The sequence below is a fragment of the Paenibacillus sp. FSL H7-0943 genome, from assembly GCF_037963265.1.
Lineage (GTDB): Bacteria > Bacillota > Bacilli > Paenibacillales > Paenibacillaceae > Paenibacillus_AQ > Paenibacillus_AQ odorifer.
Window position 1 is genome coordinate 6,134,260 of sequence record NZ_CP150148.1, and the last position, 22,494, is coordinate 6,156,753.

The window sequence follows — 22,494 nt, forward strand, 5'->3', positions numbered from 1 at the left end:
TTTTCTTCTTGTCAATAAAAAAGCAACAAATGATTGTCTCTGACCTAATAAAATAAAGAGGACCCTCCGCAGCTCTTCCTGCATGAAGGATCCTCTCGAATCAGAACCGTGTATTAAATCAAATCTGATTGTTGCAGCAATCTTTGGATGATAGCCGCAACTTCTGCTCTCGTAATGAAGGCTTGTGGGGCAAGTACATTTCCGCTTCTGCCCGTGATGATTCCTGCTTGCAGGCTGTCTGCGATGCCACTCTTCGCCCAGTCTGATGCTTCATTCGCATCCGTGTAAATGCTCAGCAGCTCGCTTGCTTCTTTGGCAGGAAGATTTGTCTTCAAATCGGTAATCACCATAGCTTTAGCAATAATACTCATCGCCTGTTCCCGAGTAATCTTGTCTGTTGGATGGAACGCTCCATCTTCAAAACCGTTGATTAGCTTATAGGAGTAAGCTGTCTGCACCGCATCATTATACCAATCTGAGACCTTTACATCCGTAAAGGATGTTGTCCCGCTTTCCAACTTCAATCCCAATCCACGTACGATAATCGCCGCAAATTCTGCACGTGTAATCTCCAGATTAGGGTTAAACAAATCGTCGCCGACTCCATTAATAACCTTACGGGAAGCCATCTCATTGACAATGTCCTTAGCCCAGTGGGTAGCGACATCCTTGAAGTTCTGTGGATCTTGAACTACAAAATACGTACTGTTCGTTAAACTGTGTATTTTCGCAAAGTGTTTGCCATCAATGGCAACAATCTGTGTGGGTACATGGCGGAACGTCCCCCCCGCTTCAAGCACTAGCCCAGTCGTGATCTTCTTAAGGTCTACACCATCCGCTAGAGGAATAGTTCTTTCCACATAGGTATTAAACTTAGTGAGTTCAACAGTTTTCCCAGCGTAAGTAACCTTCACCGTGAAATCTAATGGCTGAGCTACCAACGTTAGTTTTTCATTGGCTGCCAACATTTCTATTCTTTTCAGTGCATCCGCAGTCGGAACAGAAATTGAAATTTGCACCTTCACATCTTGTAGAGCAATGTCTGTGCCAAACTGTTTTGAAATTGCACTGATATCAATCTGTGCTGCTGATATTGTATAAGTACCTTTTGGAGTACGAATGATTAGCAGCGCCTGCTTCTGCTCCATATCTTTGATGATTTGGCCATTAAGCTCGCCAATAATCACATCTGAAGTCGCAGTCACAGGGATAGTTATAATTGCATTCTGGTCTTCCTTTTCGATACGTTGCTCTATTTTTGCCTGATCTACAACAATCGTGGTAACCGTCTGCCCGTTATGCTCAGATATCGTTGCTGTTCCGGCATTTTCAACCTTACCGTTCACCAATACCTCAACCATGCTGCTAGATAGTGTAGCTGTAGCTGTAGCAGTGGATCCTGCTGTTGCAGTTGGTGCAGTTGTTGAAGGTGGTGCAGTCGGTGTTGATGTCGGTGATTCTGTTGGCGTTGGTGTTGGTGTTGGCGGTGTAGGTGTAACCTCAACCTCCGTTGATGACTTCGGTGTCACGGAGTTCGAAACTTCAGAAGCTACACTACTACCAGCGCTATTAATCGCTTTAACTGTAAACGAATAAGTGGTGCCATTCGCTAGACCTGTTACCTTTATTGGACTTGTTGCCCCAACCGTTACGATATTACCCGGAGAAGCAGTTACCTCATAATTCGTAATTGGAGTTCCCCCGTTCGAATCAGGAACTGCAAATGTCACAGTCGCCTCGCCATCTCCCTCTACCGCTATTAAGTCCGTAGGTGCAGATGGTGATGTTCTTGGTTTCGTGCTGACTTCGTTAGAAGCTGCACTCTCCCCGCCCGGATTAGATGCCTTAACTACGAAATAATAAGATTGGCCATTAGTTAACCCTGTCACATCATAGTTGTAGACAGATTCGCTTACTGTAGCCACTTGGGTCTCATAGATTCCGGAAGTGATACCTTGATATATAGTGTATCCAATCGCACCCTTCACCGGATCCCATGTTAAGCCGATGAGGCCATTACTTGCCACAGGTGAATGAAGTATTGGCGCGCCCGGCGCTGGAACCTGAGGCGTTCTAGTTACTTCATTGGAAGCCGCACTGATATCATCAGGATTAACAGCTTTAACAATAAAATAATAAGCAGTTCCATTAATTAATCCTACAGCATCGTAACTGTTCTCAGAGCCACTTATAGTAGCTACCTCAGCTCCATAAACACCTGAAGCTGTAGACTGATATACAGCGTAACTATCGGTACCATATACGGGACTCCAAGTAATACGAATATGTCCGTTTCCTGCTGTTACAGACTCAATACTTGGCGCAGCAAGTTCAGGCCAGGTAAGGTCAATAACTGCACTAGTGATCTCTGTAAGTCCTGTCGCATCAAATGCCAGTTGGGCTCCTGTGATTCCAGCTGCATTCGTAGCTCCCAGATCCGTAAAGGAAATGAAGCCCGCTACTGCCGTCAACGTCGTATTCCCCGTCAACGTCCAGCTTCCAGTGTCCTTCTTCGACACAGTAACTACCGTACTGTTGTCGCCAATATTCACATTCCCAAACTGATCCAGCAGCGTTATCACTGGCTGCTGCGCGAAGCTACCGCCATTGGCTTGCGGGGCACTTACGCCCGTGGTCAGCTTCATTATCGCTGTGCTACCTGCGACAGGTGCAATGTTCAGCGCTGTTGCTGCTGGCGTGGCTACGCCTGCTTGGCTGAACACAACCGCTTGCGCGCCAGCTTTGTTCAGCTTCAGATCCACCTGTGCTACACCCTCAACGAAATCAACGTTGATCTTGCTCGGTGAAGCTGCCAAAGCGGTGATTCCTAAGCTTCCGTACGTTCCATCCGGCGCAACATCATAACCCGTTACCGTCACTTCTTTCGTTCCGGTAAACGTTGTATCCGTATTGCCCAGCGAGTTCTTCACAGTCAGCGTAATGCCATTATCTACACCTACAACTGGTGTCAAAGTCGCCGCTGAGGCAGTGATGCTTTGCGCTCCCTGTGGTTGTGGAAGATTCACGGTAGCGCTAGTGATCTGTGGAAGACCTGTCGCATCAAATACCAGTTGCGCTCCGGTGATTCCAGCTGCATTCGTAGCTCCCAGATCCGTAAAGGAAATGACACCCGCTACTGCCGTCAACGTCACATTCCCCGTCAACGTCCAGGTTCCAGTGTCCTTCTTCGACACAGTAACAACCGTACTGTTGTCGCCAATATTCACATTCCCAAACTGATCCAGCAGCGTTATCACTGGCTGCTGCGCGAAGCTACCGCCATTGGCTTGCGGGGCACTTATGCCCGTGGTCAGCTTCATTATCGCTGTGCTACCTGCGACAGGTGTAACGTTCAGCGCTGTTGCTGCTGGCGTGGCTACGCCTGCTTGGCTGAACACAACCGCTTGCGCGCCAGCTTTGTTCAGCTTCAGGTTCACCTGTGCTACACCCTCAACGAAATCAACGTTGATCTTGCTCGGTGAAGCTGCCAAAGCGGTGATTCCTAAGCTTCCGTACGTTCCATCCGGCGCAACATCATAACCCGTTACCGTCACTTCTTTTGTTCCGGTAAACGTTGTATCCGTATCGCCCAGCGAATTTTTCACGGTCAGCGTAATGCCATTATCTACACCTACGACAGGTGTCAACGTCGCCGCTGAGGCAGTGATGCTTTGCGCTCCCTGTGGCTCTGGAAGATTCAACGCTACACTAGTGATCTGTGGAAGTCCTGTCGCATCAAATGCCAGTTGGGCTCCGGTGATTCCAGTGGCATTCGTAGCTCCTAGATCCGTAAAGGAAATGACACCTGCTACTGCCGTCAACGTCGTATTCCCCGTCAACGTCCAGCTTCCTGTGTCCTTCTTCGACACAGTAACAACCGTACTGTTGTCGCCAATGTTTACATTCCCAAACTGATCCAGCAAAGTAATTACTGGTTGCTGCGCGAAGCTGCCGCCATTAGCTTGCGGAGCACTTACGCCTGTGGTCAGCTTCATTGTCGCTGTGCTGCCTGCGACAGGTGTAATGTTCAGCGCTGTTGCTGCTGGCGTGGCTACGCCTGCTTGGCTGAACACAACCGCTTGCGCGCCAGCTTTGTTCAGCTTCAGGTTCACCTGAGCTACACCCGCAACGAAATCAACGTTGATCTTGCTCGGTGAAGCTACCAAAGCGTTGATTCCTAAGCTTCCGTACGTTCCGTCCGGCGCAACATCATAACCCGTTACCGTCACTTCTTTCGTTCCGGTGAACGTTGCATCCGTATCGCCCAGCGAATTTTTCACGGTCAGCGTAATGCCATTATCTACACCTACGACAGGTGTCAACGTCGCCGCTGAGGCGGTGATGCTTTGGGCTCCCTGTGGCTCTGGAAGATTCAACGCTACACTAGTGATCTGTGGAAGTCCTGTCGCATCAAATGCCAGTTGGGCTCCGGTGATTCCAGCTGCATTCGTAGCTCCCAGATCCGTAAAGGAAATGACACCCGCTACTGCCGTCAACGTCGTATTCCCCGTCAACATCCAGCTTCCTGCATCCTTCTTCGACACAGTAACAATCGTACTGCTGTCGCCAAGGTTTACATTTCCAAACTGATCCAGCAAAGTAATTACTGGCTGCTGCGCGAAGCTGCCGCCATTGACCTGCGGGGCACTTACGCCCGTGGTCAGCTTCATTGTCGCCGTGCTACCTGCGACAGGTGCAATGTTCAGCGCTGTTGCCGCTGGCGAGGTTACGCCTGCTTGGCTGAACACAACCGCTTGCGCGCCAGCTTTATTCAGCTTCAGGTTCACCTGTGCTACACCCTCAACGAAATCAACGTTGATCTTGCTCGGTGAAGCTGCCAAAGCGGTACTTCCTAAGCTTCCGTACGTTCCGTCCGGCGCAACATCATAACCCGTTACCGTCACTTCTTTCGTTCCGGTGAACGTTGTATCCGTATCGCCCAGCGAATTTTTCACGGTCAGCGTAATCCCATTATCCACACCTACGACAGGTGTCAACGTCGCCGCTGAGGCGGTGATGCTATATGCAAGAGTAGGTCCTAGGTTCAGGGTCATTTTAGTGAAATAATCCCCCACGACCTTAAAGTTAGTACCATCGTAAATAATGCCATTAAGATTAGAGGTAAGATCAGATGTTTCCTGAGTCCACGTGGATCCGTCTGCCGAGGAGAATAACTCCCCCTTCAATCCAACAGCCAGAAAACTTCCATTACCAAAGCTGATATTATTTAGTGCGCTAGCTGATATTGTAACCTTCGTAAAAGTTACCAAATCTTCTGTGGTTAGAATTACTGCCTGCTGGCTAAGTGTATCTTCTCCAACCAGAATATAAGCTCTACCATCATAGGCAATTCCCTTTAAAGAAGTATTGGGGAACCCAATCTCTAAGGGCACATTCCACTGTATTCCATCTGATGATTTTGCGATAACAACGCTCTCTTGCTCATAAGTAGTACTATTGTATTTCATCCCAAGAGCTACAAATTGATTATTCAAGTAAGCTACTGTATTAAATGCAAAATCCCCATTTTTAAATCTCTCAGTCCATGAGGTTCCGTTAACTGAAGAATAAATTCCGCCATAATCGGAAACAGCAACGTACTGATTTGTGCCAAAAGCAACGCCAGTCAGATTGTCCTGCACTCCGGTATCTGTCATAGTCCAAGTATCACCGTTGGTCGAGGTCACCACTTTGGCGTTAAGATTGTAGTTTTCTTTATCTGTAACCGCAATAAACTTCCCTGCTCCATAAGTGACCGCATTCATTCCCGGCAGCTTGGAGGGTGTGACATCGTTCCATACTGCGGAGCTATTAGATTTGTAAATAGAGCCATATTCCCCGGATGAGACGGCAACATAATTGCCATTACCATCCTTAGCAATACTTTTCAGATTACCGCTGACATTACTCCACGCCGATAGATCAGAAGAAACCAGTAAGCCGTTGCCCCCTGAAGCAACATATTTGCCATTTCCGTAAACCATATTGTTCACCATCATTGTTGTATGGGTATCCGAAGATGTCCACTGGGTGCTGTCCAGCGGAGCCGCAGAAGATTTATAAATTACACCCTGCCCAAACAACAAATAGCTCCCATTTAAAGAACCTCCCCCATAAAATTGCTTGTTATCCCATGAGGCATCAACGGTCCAATTAGCACCGTCTGTAGAGGTGAATACTTTTTTAGCATAAGGAGTCACGATATAACTAAAGAAACGATTATTTAAATAGATTACATTCGTAACATAAGGCCAACTAGAATTATAGTGGTTGATCACAAGATCGGTTAAGGTGACCGTTGTCCAATTGATCAGATTCGTTGAGGTATAATAGACAGCATTGTTAGCAGAGACCACATATTTGTTGTTGCCATAAGCAATATCTGTTAAGCTTTGCATTCCGAATATTGCATTGGTAGAAGTGATTCCTGTGTCTGTCCAGTTAATGCCATCCGAGGATTGTAGTAGAGTTACATCATAAGAAGGTGGATTGGTGCCAGGTTTATATACTGACTGCCATACAAAGAACTTTTCATTGACCGCTTTCAACCTTTCCGGTGTGATAGCTAACGTTTTTTTTGTCCAATTTTCACCATCGAGTGAATTGTAAACTGCCTTTTCGCTACCATCAATAGCTAAGAACAGCCCATTAGCGAACACAATAGAAGTTAGTTTGGGGTTCCCCGCCTTTTTTGAGATAGACCAATCTACGCCATTTGATGATGTAGATATCCCTCCTTGGCCCACCGCTACAAAAACATTGTTACCAAATGCAACACTGCTCAAATTTCCAGCTGATGTGGAGCTTTGATCTATGATATTGCTATTGCTGGGTGCTGCATAAATTACTGCAGGCATAAACAGAGAACTGACGATAGAGAATACTAAACTTATTGCTAATAAAAGATTGCCACTCCGCTTAATCACAATTTTCCCCCTTTGGCATTACACCAAAATATAAATACTTCCACCATATGGAGATTAGATGTCTTTTCTAAGATTTGTAGCCATTTGGTTTGATTTTTATATCGGTATAATCCGAGAGAATTATTACGAATTTAACATTAAATTTTGATTAAAAACAACAATAATTTACACGCTTCACCTATCCATTTCCACAACCTTACAAATGAGAAAAAAACCTATTAAATATCAGGACTAATCCTGAATTTAATAGGCTCTCAAGCTTTTGCTCGTAGAACTTTTTAAGCTGCTTAATCTTTTTTATTAAATAGAAATCGCTGCTTCTAAAGCTACTTCCATCATGCCGTTGAAAGAATTTTGTCTTTCTTCTGCCGTGGTTACAGCATGAGTAACTAATGAATCAGAAATGGTAAGAATACATGCAGCTTGTTTACCTAACACTTTCGCATTATGGAACAACGCATAACTCTCCATTTCTACACAAACACAGCCATGTTCATTGTAAAATTCATTAACTCCAGGCACATTGTCTTCATGATAGAATACATCGCTGGAATGAATTCTCGCCGTCAGAACTGGCTTGTTAATACGTGTAGCCGCTGCTTCAATGACTTCGTTCAATTCTTTACTTGGCAGCTGGATATCTCCTTCTACACCGCTTTGCACATAGGCATATGTAGATTCACTCCACGCGCTATCCGCCAACACCACGTCAAATAAATTCAATTTATCAGTGTATGCTCCAGCACTACCGATACGAATGATGTTTTCCACACCATAGTTTTTGTATAGTTCATAAGAATAAATACCGATACTTGGCATTCCCATTCCCGAACCCATTACCGAAACCTCTTTGCCTTTATAAGTTCCTGTATATCCAAACATATTACGTACCGTATTAAATTGGGTTGGGTTCTCCAAATAGGTTTCTGCAATATACTTCGCTCTCAAAGGATCTCCTGGCATTAATACTGTTTTGGCGATTTCACCATTTTGTGCTGCATTGTGCGGCGTTGACATAATTTATTCCTCCTATGTTGATTACTCATTACTATCTTACTATACCATTCATGATTTTAAATATACGTTTAAAATTTTCTTTTATTGCGACAAAAATACTGCTACTGAATCTCTTTTTATAATTTATTAGCAAACTCATTAAGTTTTTGGGACATTATCTTTATTTCCTCAATAAATGTAGAAGTATGCTGAACAGATGCCGCCTGTTCTTGGCCGATAGCTGCTATCTTCTCTATCGAATTAGCCATTTGATTCGTAATTCCCTTAATCTGTAACATGGTTTTATTTATGTTTTGCGTCGAGGCGACGGTTTCCCTTGAAAATTTCCGGATTTCCTTGGCTACGACTTCAAAACTTCTACCTTTCTCACCTGCATGCGCTGCTTCTATTGCAGCATTCAGCCCAAGTAAATTCGTTTGATCAGCAACCCTGTTTATAATGGATAGGACTTCTGTTGTATTCTCCACATCTTTTCCAGCCTGCTGAGATTGAATGAGTAGTTCCTGAGAGTGATCCGAAAGCGAACTTACGCCATAGGAAATATTATTAATTTGCTCATTGGCTTGGGATAATGATTCCGAGATTTGTTCTACAATGGCTTTTAATTCACTTTGTCTTCGAATCTGAACTGCAATCCCGCCAATGACTTGTCCCGTTTGATCGTGAAGAGGTGTCGCTGTACCTGTAAACTCAAATCCATAAAAGTGGGCTGGAACATCGGACTTCAAGGTACGATTCTCTTGTATCGCTAAGTAAAGCGGTTCTTCTTTGTGTAAAGGTTGTCCTTCGTTAATGTTTAAATTTATGGTGTCGCCAGGAAAATAAGCAACGAACCGTTCCAAATCACATATCGCTATTGATAAATCAGCGGGGATAGATAATTTTATAATTGGTATAAGTGAGATAAATTTGTCTAAAGATTCAATGTTGTTAATCACAGAAATATAGTCTCCATTCCAGCAAAACGTTATTTATAGCGCACCAAGTCTAACCAGATTATGCCTTGCAGACATGCATTTAATCTAAATCCTTAATTTTGCTTAATTCATATTTTAGATATGTATTCGCGAAAATCTTCATAAAATCCTCCAAAAAAGTTTACAAACACCCATTTCTCTCTCACAAAAGATAAAAAAAGCCCCCACTTTGTGAAAAGTGAGGGCTTTCGTTCTCTTGCTGTTACTAATAATATCGATTAGTTACGGATCAGATAATCAAATGCTCCTAGCGCTGCAGTTGCACCGGATCCCATCGAGATAATGATTTGTTTATAAGCACTATTAGTGCAGTCACCAGCAGCAAATACTCCTGGTAAGCTAGTAGCACCATGGCTATCTACAACAATCTCACCTACGCGAGTACGTTCAACTGTGTCACCTAGCCATTCTGTATTTGGAACCAGACCGATCTGTACAAATACACCCTGCAATTCAACATGGTGAGTCTCTTCTGTCGCACGATCAACATAAGAAATACCATTTACCTTATCAGTTCCGGTAATTTCTTTAGTTTGCACGTTTTTAAGAACAGTAACGTTAGGAAGGCTATAGAGACGATCTTGCAGTACAGCATCAGCTTTGAGCTCTGGAGCAAATTCCAGAACCGTTACATGCTTCACTATACCTGCAAGGTCAATAGCTGCCTCAATACCTGAGTTACCACCGCCAACAACTGCAACATCTTTGCCTGCAAACAAAGGACCATCACAGTGTGGGCAGTAGGCTACACCTTTGTTCTTGAATTCAGCTTCACCAGGCACGCCCATATTCCGCCAGCGAGCACCTGTAGACAAAATGACCGTCTTACTCTTTAGAACAGCACCGTTCTCGAGTTCAACTTCAATTAAGTCATTTTTGTCTAGACGTCTGACACGCTGCAATTTCATCACATCAATGCCATACTCTTTTACTTGCTCTTCAAGTTTAGCTACGAGTTGAGGACCTTCAGTGTACTTCACACTAATAAAGTTCTCGATACCAAGCGTGTCGTTAACCTGTCCGCCAAAGCGTTCAGCAACAATACCTGTACGAATACCTTTACGTGCCGCGTAAATGGCTGCACTTGCACCAGCTGGGCCGCTGCCGACAACAAGCACATCATATGGAGCTTTATTGTCAAACTCTGATGCGTCCACACTGCTGCCCATTTTAGCTAAAATTTCTTCAACCGTCATACGACCACTTTCGAAAAATTCACCATTAAGGTAGACGCTTGGAACAGACATAATTTCTTTGCTTTCTACCTCTTCTTTGAATACTCCACCGTCAATCATCGTATGGGTAATGCCCGGATTAAAGATACTCATAAGATTCAGTGCTTGTACAACATCAGGGCAATTATGACAGCTCAGGCTAACATAAGTTTCAAACTTATATTCACCACTAATGCCTTTGATCTGATCAATTACACTTTGCTCAACCTTAGGAGCTCTTCCGCTAACCTGCAACAGAGCCAATACTAATGAAGTAAATTCGTGCCCAAGCGGAGTTCCGGCAAAGGTTACACCCGTATCTTCACCCACACGATTTACACTAAAGCTTGGGGTTCTAGATAGTTCGGTTCTTTCCACCGTAATCCTAGCTGACATTTTGGCAATTTCATCAACTAGTTCAGTCATCTCTTGTGATGCCTCGTCAGCGCCTGCACTGAGTTTCAGTACTACATCGCCTTCCAAGAGTTCTAGGTATTGCGCTAGTTGAGCTTTTATTTCTTGATCTAGTTTCATTTAGCTTTCGCTCCTTAAATCTTACCTACAAGATCGAGACTTGGTTTAAGAGTTTCTGCACCTTCCGACCATTTCGCTGGGCAAACTTCACCTGGATGATTGCGTACATATTGCGCTGCTTTAATTTTGTTAACAAGAGCGCTAGCATCACGGCCGATACCACCAGCATTAATCTCAACAGTTTGAATAACACCGTCTGGATCAATGATGAATGTACCACGATCAGCAAGACCGTCAGCTTCGATCAATACATCAAAGTTGCGGGAAACCACATGGGAAGGATCGCCGATCATAATGTATTTCACCTTGCCAATTGCTGCGGAGCTTTCATGCCATGCTTTATGTGTAAAGTGTGTGTCAGTAGAAACGGAATATACTTCAACACCTAGTTGTTTGAGGGTTTCATATTGGTTCTGCAAATCTTCTAGTTCAGTTGGGCATACGAATGTGAAGTCAGCTGGGTAAAAGCAAACTACACTCCATTTACCTTTGAAGTTTTCTTCTGTAACATCGATAAATTTCCCATCTTGAAATGCGCTTGCTTTGAATGGTAGTACTTCTGTTCCGATTAATGACATATTGTTTAATCTCCTTTGGGTTTAATTTATGAATAGAGTGGATACTATTTATAATTATTATAATTAACCAAATTAAGGCCTGTCAAGTTATTTATAATAATTCTAATATGATAATCGTTGTCAGTCGCTAAATGTTCATACAAATTCCTTTCTTTCGGATTTAAATACAACACTTTATCATCTGACTGATGCTCATTCGTGCTTATTGACTATTATGGTTTAGTTTACATGTTTTATGTAGTTCAATTTCTACAATTCGATGTCTTCTACTATTAGATTGATAATATTCAAGGATTCTTCCGCTACTGTTGGATTAGAATATCGATTTCCATTATAGGTGATCAGTGCTTTCCATAAAGCCCACCCTCTTGCTCTATTCCACGTTTGTGCATCCATGTTTAATACCTTTTTAAAGATTCTTCTACTAGCCTCATCAAAAAAAGTCCACGCCATTGCAGCATCACAAGCAGGATCACCCACCCCTAATATGCCAAAATCAATGACTGCACAAAGCTGTCCGTCTTTGACTAATATATTTCCAGGTGCGACATCACCATGAACCCAAACTGGTTCTGACTCCCATTCAGAGTCTAATGCCAGTTCCCAGATCTTTTTCAATAGACCTTCATTAAAAATATCTTTATTATGCTCAATCGCATTTCTAGATTCCTCATCATATACAGCTAAGGACCCACCTCTATAAAAATTATGCTCTCCGGCTAAAGGTCCCCCACTAGCATCAATAGACTGTAATTCAATTAAAAAGCTTCCCAAGTCTCTCGCAAATTGATTGAGATCATTAATGTTCTCATGGGATAAAGTCTCTCCCTCTAGCCAATTATTAATAGACCAAGGCCAGGGATATTCTTTGGTAGGTGTCCCTTTCGCTAATGGTGTTGAAATAGGTAACGTAAGTCCTTTCTTTAAAAAAGGTAACCATTTTTGTTCTTTCTCCACTTGAGGAACATAAGCGGCTGCACTTGGTAATCGCACACTCATCTGTTCACCTAAATGAAAAGTCCGATTATCATGCCCACTGAATTTTACAGGCCTGATCTCTAAATCGGACCATTCAGGAAATTGTTCATTTATTAATCTTGCTACTAAATCGACGTCTATAGTATGCATAAATATCTCCAATCATGATTTACAAGCATTATTTGGTTGTCTTAAATATTTTCTTGTGACATATGGTATGTGTAAGCTTTATATATTAGTTATAAAGTACAAAGAGAATATACTTTTTTATAGCTCGATATATATCAGAAGGAGATCTTTGTATATGGAATATGATAGCCTTATCAATGAAATTAAACACTCCTATCAAATAAATATAGAGAATATCAACCTTCATCGTGAGATGATCGGTAGGGTGTATTTTTTGCAGAACCAAGAGAAAAAGTATATGTTCAAAATATTTCGTAGCTTTAAAACGGATGATGCTCTGCAGACGGTTCGCATCCTCGATTATTTAAAAGCTAACTCATATCCAGCAGTTTCTGTGATTAGAACTGTACAGAATGATAGCCACATTATACTCAGTAGTCAGGCTGGCAGCTGCGTTGGAATACTATACGATTATGTCGAGGGAGCAACACCCGATGGTAAAATCGAGGCGAAGAGCATCGGGACACAGATCGGGAAACTCCATAACTTAATGGAGCGATACCCCGAGAAGCTTATCCGTAGAACAAAATTCGATTACATCGATGGTTATATCTCCAATATGCAAGATCTCCAATTTGACCCAGGAAAAATCCTTGAACTAAATCATTACGGCAATGAATTATGGGAACGTATCACAAGGCTTCCCAAAAGCTTTTGTCACGGTGACCTTCACACAGGAAATATGCTCAGAAATGAGTGCGGTGAATATATTCTTTTGGACTTCGATGATGCTTCGGGTGATTATCCGAGTATGGATGTTGCATACATGTGTGATGCTACCGATTTTAATCACTCAAATGAATCGATGTATGATCAAACCATGCGTTTGTACGAACGTTTTTATTCGGGTTATAGTACAACACGTACAATAAGTAGTAATGAGTTTAAGGCTCTTTTCGATTTTATTGCGATCAGACATTTTCAAATCATCTCAAGAATAGTGCAGTGTCAAGGATTGCAAAGTATATCCAAAGAATTCTGCGATGAACAATATAGTTGGCTTATGAAATGGCAAGAACTTTGCATTAAACACGGGTAAAAATACTGACGTTTCAATCTGTACTATATAAAATCAACCTCAGTACGGGTTCATCCCGAACTGAGGCTATTTTTGATAACTTATATAGGTTCTACTTCAGATAGGTTCCTGACTCTCCGATTCCACCACTACCGTTCAATACATACACCCGTGCATTTCCTTTCCCGGAGCAGTTGATTGTGATCACACCGTTGGTAACGGTTTTGGTATCACCAGTGACCGCATCCACATATGTTCCGTTAGGAATTCCGGTGAATGTTGCATTTCCTGAGATCGTAACCAAAGCAAAGCTATCGATTCCTTTGCTACTATCAGTGTATCTTCTTTTAAATGCCAAATCACCTGATACATTTTCTGTAGAATATTGGCCTTTTTGCAAAGCAGGAACAGCTCTTCTAATTAAATTAAGTTGTCTGATATGTTTCGCCAGAGGATAATTTAACGAGTCTGCAAGTGTGCCAGTAGCATTGGTATATTTACCGTAATCTTGAACAGTAACACTACCCTCAATATGATCGCCAAAGTAAGCACGGCCTGTTGTACTTAACGGCGCATTTGGACCTACATCGATGACTGATCCTTTTTTGAACTCAATTTCAGAACCATAATAGATCGCAGGTATTCCTCGGAAGGTGAACATCAGCGCGAGATTCTCAGCCCAAGTGTCCTGTGTGCCAGCAAATCTTTGATTTTCTGGTGCTTGGTCAGGTGCATAGTCATGAGAGTCAATATAAGTTACATTCCAGGTAGCATCATTATAGAATTGATCACCGCTTCTCATACTGAATGCTTCCTGAGCAGTTTTGAAAGCCCAGTGCATTGGAAAATCAATAACATCCATACCCGATTTCTTCGAATAATCAGGCGTATGATAAGTATTTCCTGTTAAAAAAGCATTGTTCGAGGTAGGTTGTCCTGCTGTAGTAGAGTTATCTGCCCACTCTTGTTCCACCGATAGCTTGTTGGAAGCGTAGTCATTTTGACCGTCACCTGGATAGGGTTTTGAGCTTTTCCAAGTATAAAATGGTGTTGATATCGCCGGAATTCCACTGTTCCACACATCTCTGTACCGAGTAGCCACTTCCCCAAAGACAAAGAAGTCTGAGCCCCCTCTTGTTTTCCATGCCGGCACAAAATATTTGTTAAAAATATACCGGCTTACATGCTTTACAGTATCGACCCGGAAAGCATCCACACCCATATCAATATATTGATTATAGCTGTCGATTAGATACTGATTCACTAGAGGATTCTCTGTGTTTAAGTCCACACAGTCTCCCGCAATCTGTCCTGTCTGGACGGTGTAAGACTCCCAAGAAAGACTTTTTTCCGTATGGTAAATATTATTGTTAGTCTCCGCAGTCTTCATTAAGGCAAGTCTTGCCTGATATTGCTGATCCGGGGTCATGGAATCATAGTTAGCTGGCAGCTTATCCGTAATTTTGAGCATGTTACTCACGGTGTCCGCCGCCGTTGGATCTTTTTTGAACATCGGGAACAGATTTTCTTCTCCAAAATTACCGGTATGATTGACGACAATATCTTGAATAACCTTTATCCCTCTAGCGTGTGCTGCATTGATCAAATCCTGATAAGATGCCCCTGCGGATTCATATCTTGGATCTACTTTTGCAAAATTTATTGCATGGTACCCATGATAATCATAACCGCTGGCATTCTGCACCACAGGTGTAATCCAGATGGCACTGAAGCCTAGTGCTTTAATGTAATCGAGCTTTTGAATCAGTCCTTTAAAATCCCCTCGCCAAGCTGGATCAGAGTCCGGATTTCCTGCCTTGGCATCCTCCCATGCATGTTCGTTGTTACTCGGATCACCGTCATAAAACCGGGAAGTGATTACAAAATAAATCGTATCTTCACGAAAATCGCCCTTATTACCAATGTTATAAACAAAACTCTGTTTAGTTTCATTTCCGGCACCATCGATCACAAGGAATTTTAAGGTTGTCGTCTTGTTAATCAAGATAGACGGTCCGGTAAGAGATGTCAGTGCATTGCCTGAAATATAGACTTTTGAACTCGTTGTTGGTTCCGTACCATTATCTGTGTAATATGCTGTGGTCGTTGCCGCCTTGTTGTCTTTTATATTAAAAGATATGGAAACCGCTGAGCTCGAATTCCCAACAGGCAGATTCGCAGTGATAATCGGAGCTTGCAAATCGGCATTCAGATCAATCACATAAGCAAAAGAGCCTACATTACCCGCTTGCCCTATAGAGTTAACGCCGAATGTTTTGATAGTCAAAGAAGAAGGTACTTGGATTGGAGTCGTATACAACGTTGAGGTTGTCGTAGGTGTTGATCCGTCGGTCGTATAATAAATTTTATCGCCGCTATTTGTACTGGATAGGGTCACCGTTTGGGCAGAATCATAGGTTTTGGGCACAGGCGAGACGGATATCACCGGAACCTTAGGAACGTCTGGATTGGCGTCATACCATACGTTATCTGAGTTATACCAGCCCTCTTTTACGCTGCGAGATAAGTCAGCCGTCTGTTTGCCATTGCCGTCATTAAAGATCAGGCTTGCCCCTGTAGCATTTGGAACAGTATAGCTATACCAATCGTTCCCGTCCGATTTCATCAGTATTCCCGGCCATGCTCCACTAGTCGGAACGGTTGCCGGATTCAGATTCCAGTAATGGATGCGGATCGCTGCATTCCAGCTTGCTGGTTTCTTAAAGTGAACGGTTAGCCCCGCTGAAGTAGGTGTAGGTGTTGGCGTCACTGTTGGCGTTGGTGTGGGTGTTATGGTAGGTGTTGGCGTCACTGTTGGGGTAGGAGTTACCGTAGGTGTTGGTGTCACTGTTGGGGTAGGAGTTATCGTTGGTGTTGGTGTAGCTCCGGCCGAAAGGGTCACATAGTCGATATTAATATTCCCGCTATCATCCGAGTCATATTTATAAGCAAGCGTGTTATTTCCTGCCTGTAAAGAGAGTGTTTCTGTTTGGTCTGCCCATGTATCCCAGTTGGTCAGGTTGGCTAATGTTGTCTGTGTAACCTTTATTCCATTGACATAAATGGACACTTTTTTAGCACTGCCGGATGCATTAGCATAGTGAAGCGTGGCATTATAGGACCCTGCTGCGGAAGCCTGGACGTTAAAAGTGGTGGCTGCTCCTGTAGTTGTATATCCATCAACAAAACCAGTGCCCGAATATCCGGTGTGATTCGTATTTACTTTTGCACCACCAGACAGGGATGCACTCTCTGCTTCGTATTTCCCGGCGACCGGAATAACAACCGTCCAGTTCTTCCCGCCGTTATTGTCCCAACTATCCGTTGGAGCCGTGATGTGATAACAATAAATTAGGGTGGCGCCTTCCTGAACGTTGAGGTTGGCGATGAACGTGGTTCCATTTTTGGTCATCACCGTGTCCGTAGTATTAGCCCAGTTATTCGTAGTCCAATGTAAGGTCACAGCTGCCGCTGTAGGATTGGTATAGGTGACTGTATGATCCGTATTGCTGGCCGATGCTCCACCCGATAAACCAAATAAACTAAAAATGAGTGAAAAAATAATTAACCACGAAATATAACGCCTGGATTGTTTGGATACCAAGTAAATAACCTCCTCATAATTTTAAGTGCAGCTTACGATTTTAAGCGCCATCGTGGGGTGCAAACGTTTGCAAAAATGAGAAAAAAAGAAATACTTGATAGGTTTGATCTCCTCCTTCAATGATTAATAAGGAAAAAACTCATTGTATGCGTTTACAAACAGCTCTATATCTGATGGATTTTCCTTGTTAAGATTATAGGCGCCAAACTTTTGCTGGTCAATGCATCTTTTAGGCTATAATTCAATCGTTTTCACTATAAGTTCCCTAAGATAGCAGGTAAATTGTTCAGGTTCTTAGCCAGCCAATTCATTTCTTTTGCAAAACGTTTTGGAGGTACACTATGTTTGTCCATCGCGGCATTAATCCACCACGGGCTTTCCATATACCACAACAACTGCAATGATTTTGTTAAATACCCCTGCTCCACCGTTCGTTCCTCACGATATCCGTCAATAAATGCTGAAGCTAGTGCTCCATCTAAATCTTCATCTAAAGCACATGACATCACTGCTCGCGCTACATCAAGCTGCGGATAATCATATTTGAACCGATCAAAATCTAGAATTGCAGACAATTGGCTATCTTGAAATAAAAGATTATCAACCCATAAATCACGATGTGCCCATCCAGCTACAAGTCCTTCGAATATTTCCGGATCTATTTCTTCAGTCGCTCTCAGTTGTATCTCTAGGTCAGTGATGAGTGAAGTTTTGCCCATTTCCTTTGATTGTTGTAGGAGTACATTCCAATGTTCTAAACGTTCCTCAGGGCTTTGGGGAATAAATTGTGGGGTTCTTTTCAAACTAAGGGTCCCATCATTTAATAAACGATGCATTTTACCTGTGGCACGACCCAAATCAAACATTTGAAGGATGTTAATTTTGCCCGGCTCTATGACACGCCCTTCACAATATTCCATAACCATAAACGTCTCTCCCATATCTGATTCCAATAAAACTTTATGGTTATAAGCCAACAATTCGGGACATGGGAGCCCCTGTAGATACAGTCTTTTCTGTTGAGAAAAAGCAAAGTTCAGCTCTTCTGGGTTATACAATTTATATCTTTTTTTGTTGTATTGTTTAAGTAGAAATGGTCCTGAATCCGTTATGATTTTCCATTTAAGATTTAACCAGCCACGTTTTATTGGGGTAGCATGAAGGACTTTCAATCCAAAAAAATGATAGAAACTATTACTTAAATCCTCTAAAATGGCTTCCTCTGAACGAATCGCTTCCATTTCATCAACTCCTATCTATTCAAAGTATAAAAGAAGAAGCCGCCAATGACGACTTCTTTTAGATATTTCTTTTTAGCAAAAAAAGTTATCTATAAATGAGGCTCCCGCCTTGGAGAAACTCTTGCGCCTTCTCTTGCATTCCTGATTCAATTCTCGTCGTATTACGGATATTATGAGAGATCTTCATACTGCAAAATTTCGGCCCGCACATGGAACAAAAATGAGCTGTTTTAGCGCCTTCCGCAGGCAATGTCTCATCATGATATTCTAGCGCTCGCTCAGGATCTAACGATAAATGAAATTGATCACGCCAACGAAATTCAAAACGGGCTTTCGAAAGAGCATTATCCCGGTCTTGTGCTCCTTTATGCCCTTTCGCCAAATCTGCGGCATGAGCCGCTATTTTATAAGTAATGACCCCTACACGTACATCTTCCTTATTAGGCAGGCCAAGATGCTCCTTCGGAGTTACGTAACACAACATTGCTGTACCGAACCAACCAATCATCGCTGCACCTATAGCAGAGGTAATATGATCATAACCAGGCGCAATATCTGTAGTCAGTGGACCTAATGTATAAAAAGGGGCTTCGTTACAGGTTTCAAGTTGCTTATCCATATTCTCTTTAATCAAGTGCATCGGCACATGTCCTGGACCCTCTACCATCACCTGTACATCATGACTCCAAGCTATAGCTGTTAATTCACCTAACGTCTCTAACTCGGCAAATTGTGCTTCATCATTCGCATCAGCAATCGAACCCGGACGTAATCCATCGCCTAGGGAAAAAGAAACATCGTACAGCTTCATGATTTCACATATCTCTTCAAAATGTGTATATAAAAAGTTCTCTTGATGATGCGCAAGACACCATGCCGCCATAATGGAACCACCTCTTGAAACAATGCCAGTCATACGTTGTGCCGTCAACGGGATATAACGAAGCAGAACCCCCGCATGAATGGTAAAATAATCAACCCCTTGCTCCGCTTGCTCAATGAGCGTATCACGGTACACTTCCCACGTTAAATCTTCCGCTTTCCCATTCACTTTTTCCAACGCTTGATAGATAGGCACCGTGCCAATAGGAACAGGAGAATTACGGATGATCCACTCGCGTGTCGTATGGATGTTTTTACCTGTGGAGAGATCCATTATATTATCTGCACCCCAGCGGGTGGCCCATCTCATCTTCTCTACCTCTTCCTCTATGGAGGAGGATACTGCGGAATTTCCTATATTGGCATTGATCTTCACTAAAAAATTGCGTCCAATAATCATCGGTTCACTCTCTGGATGATTGATATTCGATGGGATGATGGCGCGGCCGCGGGCTACTTCATCTCTTACAAATTCCGGTGCCACATTCTCACGAATCGCAACGTATTCCATTTCCGAAGTAATAATCCCTTTGCGTGCATAATGCATTTGAGAGACATTACGCCCCTTTTTCGCTCGCAAAGGTTTTCTATGGAGCGCTGGAAACACTTCCGCCACAGCTTTTCCCGTTGCATTCCCGTTATCTTCAGGCTTCACGGTTCTTCCTTCGTACGCTTCCGCATCCCCTCGTTCCTCAATCCAGCTTAGACGATTGGGCTCTAACCCCTGACGAATATCAGTATGAATATTAGCATCCGTGTAAGCCCCGCTTGTGTCATAGACATGAATTGGGGCATTCTCCTCTTCGCCGTCTATGCCCGCAGTTGGACTAAGTGAGATCTCCCGCATAGGCACCTGTATATCAGGCCGTGAACCCTTTACATACACTTTTTGACTTGCTGGAAAAGCTGATAGATTGATTGGATCGTTGTTCAATTCGCTTGTCATCTCAATTCCTCCTATAAGGTGATTTGATCAAGCGGAGACGGTCTACTCCCCACACATAGAAAAGGCCACATCTGTATAAGATGCGGCCTTAGAGTAGACAAATAGAAATAGAGCTCCATTTCCTCCGCTGGCATTATCCAGATCAGGTTTGACGGTCGATAGTTATAACTATCCTCTCAGCCTGGTCCCACCAAGCTCCCGTGACTATATAATTGCTACTTCAAAGTATAACCGAAAAGAGAGAATTATCCAAATCTACTCAAATGTGAGATCAATGTATACGTTAGTTTAACACCAATACCCCAAATCCTTCCAGAAGCACCTCGCCCGACAATGTTGTGCCGCTCAGTAAATCTGTTTTGGTCTCACGAAGATGGATCGTGACAGGAGTCTCACTATAATTAAGCAAAAAAGCATAACTGGAAGAAGCTCCGGTACGGACTTGCAGCTCTACCTCTTCTGGGAGCTCCAGCCAATCTGCTGGCGATTGTAGATCAATTAAATTTATGATCTCAGCCGCTGCCTGTTCATTAAATACGGCTCCGTAATACCAAACCTCACCCTTGCCGCGACGATTTTTAGTTACCGCCGGTTTTCCCGCATAATAATCAGAGGCGTAAACCGCCATCACTTCAACCGAAGCTTCCTCTATTTTGAGAATATCATTAAAGTCATCTGCTCCTGTAACGACTTCGGTCACGCCCGACCAGCTAATTGTTGTTGGCTGACGACTGCCCTTAACCATTGTGAATTCTTCAACTGTGATCCCGCATAGATCCTTAGCAGCACCTGGGAAAGGACGCATATAACATTGACCGCGCTCATCCTTATAGCCGGTTCTACAGCCGAAGATCAGTTTGCCGCCTTGCTGAACATATTCATCCAGCAGTGCTGCTGTCTCATCTGTCATAATCGCTGGGTGAGGATAGATAAGCACGTCGTACCTTGCAAGCTCCTCCAGCGTTGTTTTTTTGCGTAAATAGAGTACGTCATTCGGGATATGCTTCCGCTGAAGCGCCTTGTACCACTCCTTATTGCTCTTCCACATAAACGGGCCATGCCAAACATCGTATTCTCCATCCCACTCATTGTCATAATCACGTACAATAGCAATGTTAGCCTGATTACGAGTACCGACAAACGCATGACCTGCTGCTGCCAGCTCCTGACCGATCTGCCCCGCTTCCCGCACTCTCCGGTTAGGCTGATTATGATAGTCATTGATTCCATGCCAATAAATTTCATTGCCCATCGTAGCTGTCCGCCAGCGGAAATATAACACCATATCTGCTCCATGAGCGATCGACTGATAAGTCCATAACCGCATCTGCCCGGGCTTTGGAGAAGGCATATCCATCCGGTTCACCCAGCCACCCGGGCCTGACTGCTGCTCCATAATACAGAAATTCGGGGATATCGAACGAACAACAGATAACGACAGTCCCCAGCCTCTATCATTCAGCGGATTCCGCTCATTCGGGTCATAAAAAATAGTAGAGAACTGAGGATAGGAATCATAGCTGAAGAAATCCAACAGTTCATCCGTCATTTCATGGCTATCGAGATGCCCGAACAGACCGTTCGTGGTTACCCACTGCTTAGGGGCAAGTTTACGGATGATATCCGCTTGGTTTTTGGCAAAAGAAATTGTATTGTCCGAAATAAACCGTTTTTCATCCAATGCCTGATGAGGATTGGGTTGCTTCGGTACTGGAGTCGGACGTGGAAGATAGACCTGAGACCAGTCACTATAGCTTTGATTCCAAAAAACAGCTCCCCAGGCCTCGTTCAAATGCTCAAGCGTAACATATTTCTGCTGTAGCCATTCCCGGAAAGCCTTATGGTCACTCTCCGAATAAAATTCACTGATCTCACAGTTGAGCTCATTATCAATTTGCCAGCCAACTACACCCGGATGATTGCCGTAATGTTCAGCCATTTGTTCTGCAATACGCGCACACAGTTCCCGGTATTTAGGACTGCTGTAATTATAATGACGGCGCATGCCATGCTGAAGTGTAACACCTTCGTAGGTTACATTTAAAACTTCGGGATACTTATCAGTCAACCAAGCTGGAGGCGTCGCCGTCGGAGTACCAAGTACAACCTGAAGACCATATTTATGTGCTAGATCAATCGCCCGATCAAAGAGCCCGAACTGAAACTGCCCTTCTGCCGGTTCAAAAATAGACCAAGCAAACTCCCCCATCCGAATGATCGTAAAGCCGAGTTCACGCATCCGGCGATAATCGTCCTCCCACATGTTTTCTGGCCAGTGCTCCGGATAATAACAGACGCCAAGCTCGAATTTTTCAGTTGCGACAGGTTTCTTCATCATTACCTCCAAAGTATTAAAAATATGCTTTCAATATTATATAATTCTATTGTAG

At 43.4% G+C, this 22,494-nt stretch carries 11 protein-coding genes and 1 riboswitch; of the genes, 1 reads left to right on the forward strand and 10 read right to left on the reverse strand.

Translation table 11 applies throughout. The features are described 5' to 3' along the window. Positions 1–113 precede the first annotated feature (113 nt). The 6 genes from NSQ55_RS26790 to NSQ55_RS26815 form a co-directional block, all read right to left on the reverse strand. On the reverse strand, positions 114–6,926 hold the full coding sequence (locus NSQ55_RS26790; RefSeq protein WP_339169884.1) for an S-layer homology domain-containing protein: 6,813 nt from the start codon (positions 6,924–6,926) through the stop codon (positions 114–116). A 300-nt stretch (positions 6,927–7,226) separates the two neighbouring features. Beyond that, positions 7,227–7,943, reverse strand: coding sequence for a purine-nucleoside phosphorylase (deoD, locus tag NSQ55_RS26795; RefSeq protein ID WP_036681380.1), 717 nt, complete (start codon positions 7,941–7,943; stop codon positions 7,227–7,229). A gap of 116 nt (positions 7,944–8,059) precedes the next feature. Beyond that, on the reverse strand, positions 8,060–8,881 hold the full coding sequence (locus NSQ55_RS26800; protein WP_076129804.1) for a methyl-accepting chemotaxis protein: 822 nt from the start codon (positions 8,879–8,881) through the stop codon (positions 8,060–8,062). Between the two features lie 257 nt (positions 8,882–9,138). Further along, positions 9,139–10,668: an alkyl hydroperoxide reductase subunit F gene (gene ahpF / locus NSQ55_RS26805; protein WP_036681374.1), complete on the reverse strand. Its 1,530-nt coding sequence runs from the start codon at positions 10,666–10,668 to the stop codon at positions 9,139–9,141. Positions 10,669–10,682: 14 nt separating this feature from the next. Beyond that, on the reverse strand, positions 10,683–11,246 hold the full coding sequence (gene ahpC / locus NSQ55_RS26810) for an alkyl hydroperoxide reductase subunit C (protein WP_036681373.1): 564 nt from the start codon (positions 11,244–11,246) through the stop codon (positions 10,683–10,685). Between the two features lie 249 nt (positions 11,247–11,495). Next, positions 11,496–12,374 carry an aminoglycoside phosphotransferase family protein gene (locus NSQ55_RS26815; protein ID WP_076219985.1) on the reverse strand — a complete coding sequence of 293 codons (879 nt, stop codon included), beginning with the start codon at positions 12,372–12,374 and terminating at the stop codon, positions 11,496–11,498. A 154-nt stretch (positions 12,375–12,528) separates the two neighbouring features. Here NSQ55_RS26815 and NSQ55_RS26820 point away from each other — a divergent pair, with 154 nt between their 5' ends. Then, positions 12,529–13,452 (forward strand): phosphotransferase, encoded by a 924-nt coding sequence (locus tag NSQ55_RS26820; protein WP_339169891.1) that lies wholly within the window; start codon positions 12,529–12,531, stop codon positions 13,450–13,452. A 91-nt stretch (positions 13,453–13,543) separates the two neighbouring features. On the opposite strand, the gene NSQ55_RS26825 is transcribed toward NSQ55_RS26820, so the two are convergent. The 4 genes from NSQ55_RS26825 to NSQ55_RS26840 form a co-directional block, all read right to left on the reverse strand. After that, a complete protein-coding gene (locus tag NSQ55_RS26825) occupies positions 13,544–17,035 on the reverse strand; it encodes an alpha-amylase family glycosyl hydrolase (protein WP_339169893.1) in 3,492 nt (1,163 codons plus the stop codon). 254 nt (positions 17,036–17,289) lie between these two features. Next, the gene (locus NSQ55_RS26830; RefSeq protein ID WP_339169894.1) at positions 17,290–18,276 is read right to left on the reverse strand and encodes a phosphotransferase; all 987 of its coding nucleotides are present in this window, start codon (positions 18,274–18,276) and stop codon (positions 17,290–17,292) included. A gap of 85 nt (positions 18,277–18,361) precedes the next feature. Continuing rightward, on the reverse strand, positions 18,362–20,104 hold the full coding sequence (gene thiC / locus NSQ55_RS26835) for a phosphomethylpyrimidine synthase ThiC (protein ID WP_076129801.1): 1,743 nt from the start codon (positions 20,102–20,104) through the stop codon (positions 18,362–18,364). A 103-nt stretch (positions 20,105–20,207) separates the two neighbouring features. Continuing rightward, a riboswitch (TPP riboswitch) is annotated at positions 20,208–20,316 on the reverse strand. A 71-nt stretch (positions 20,317–20,387) separates the two neighbouring features. Continuing rightward, a complete protein-coding gene (locus NSQ55_RS26840; protein WP_076129800.1) occupies positions 20,388–22,439 on the reverse strand; it encodes a beta-galactosidase in 2,052 nt (683 codons plus the stop codon). Positions 22,440–22,494: the final 55 nt, after the last annotated feature.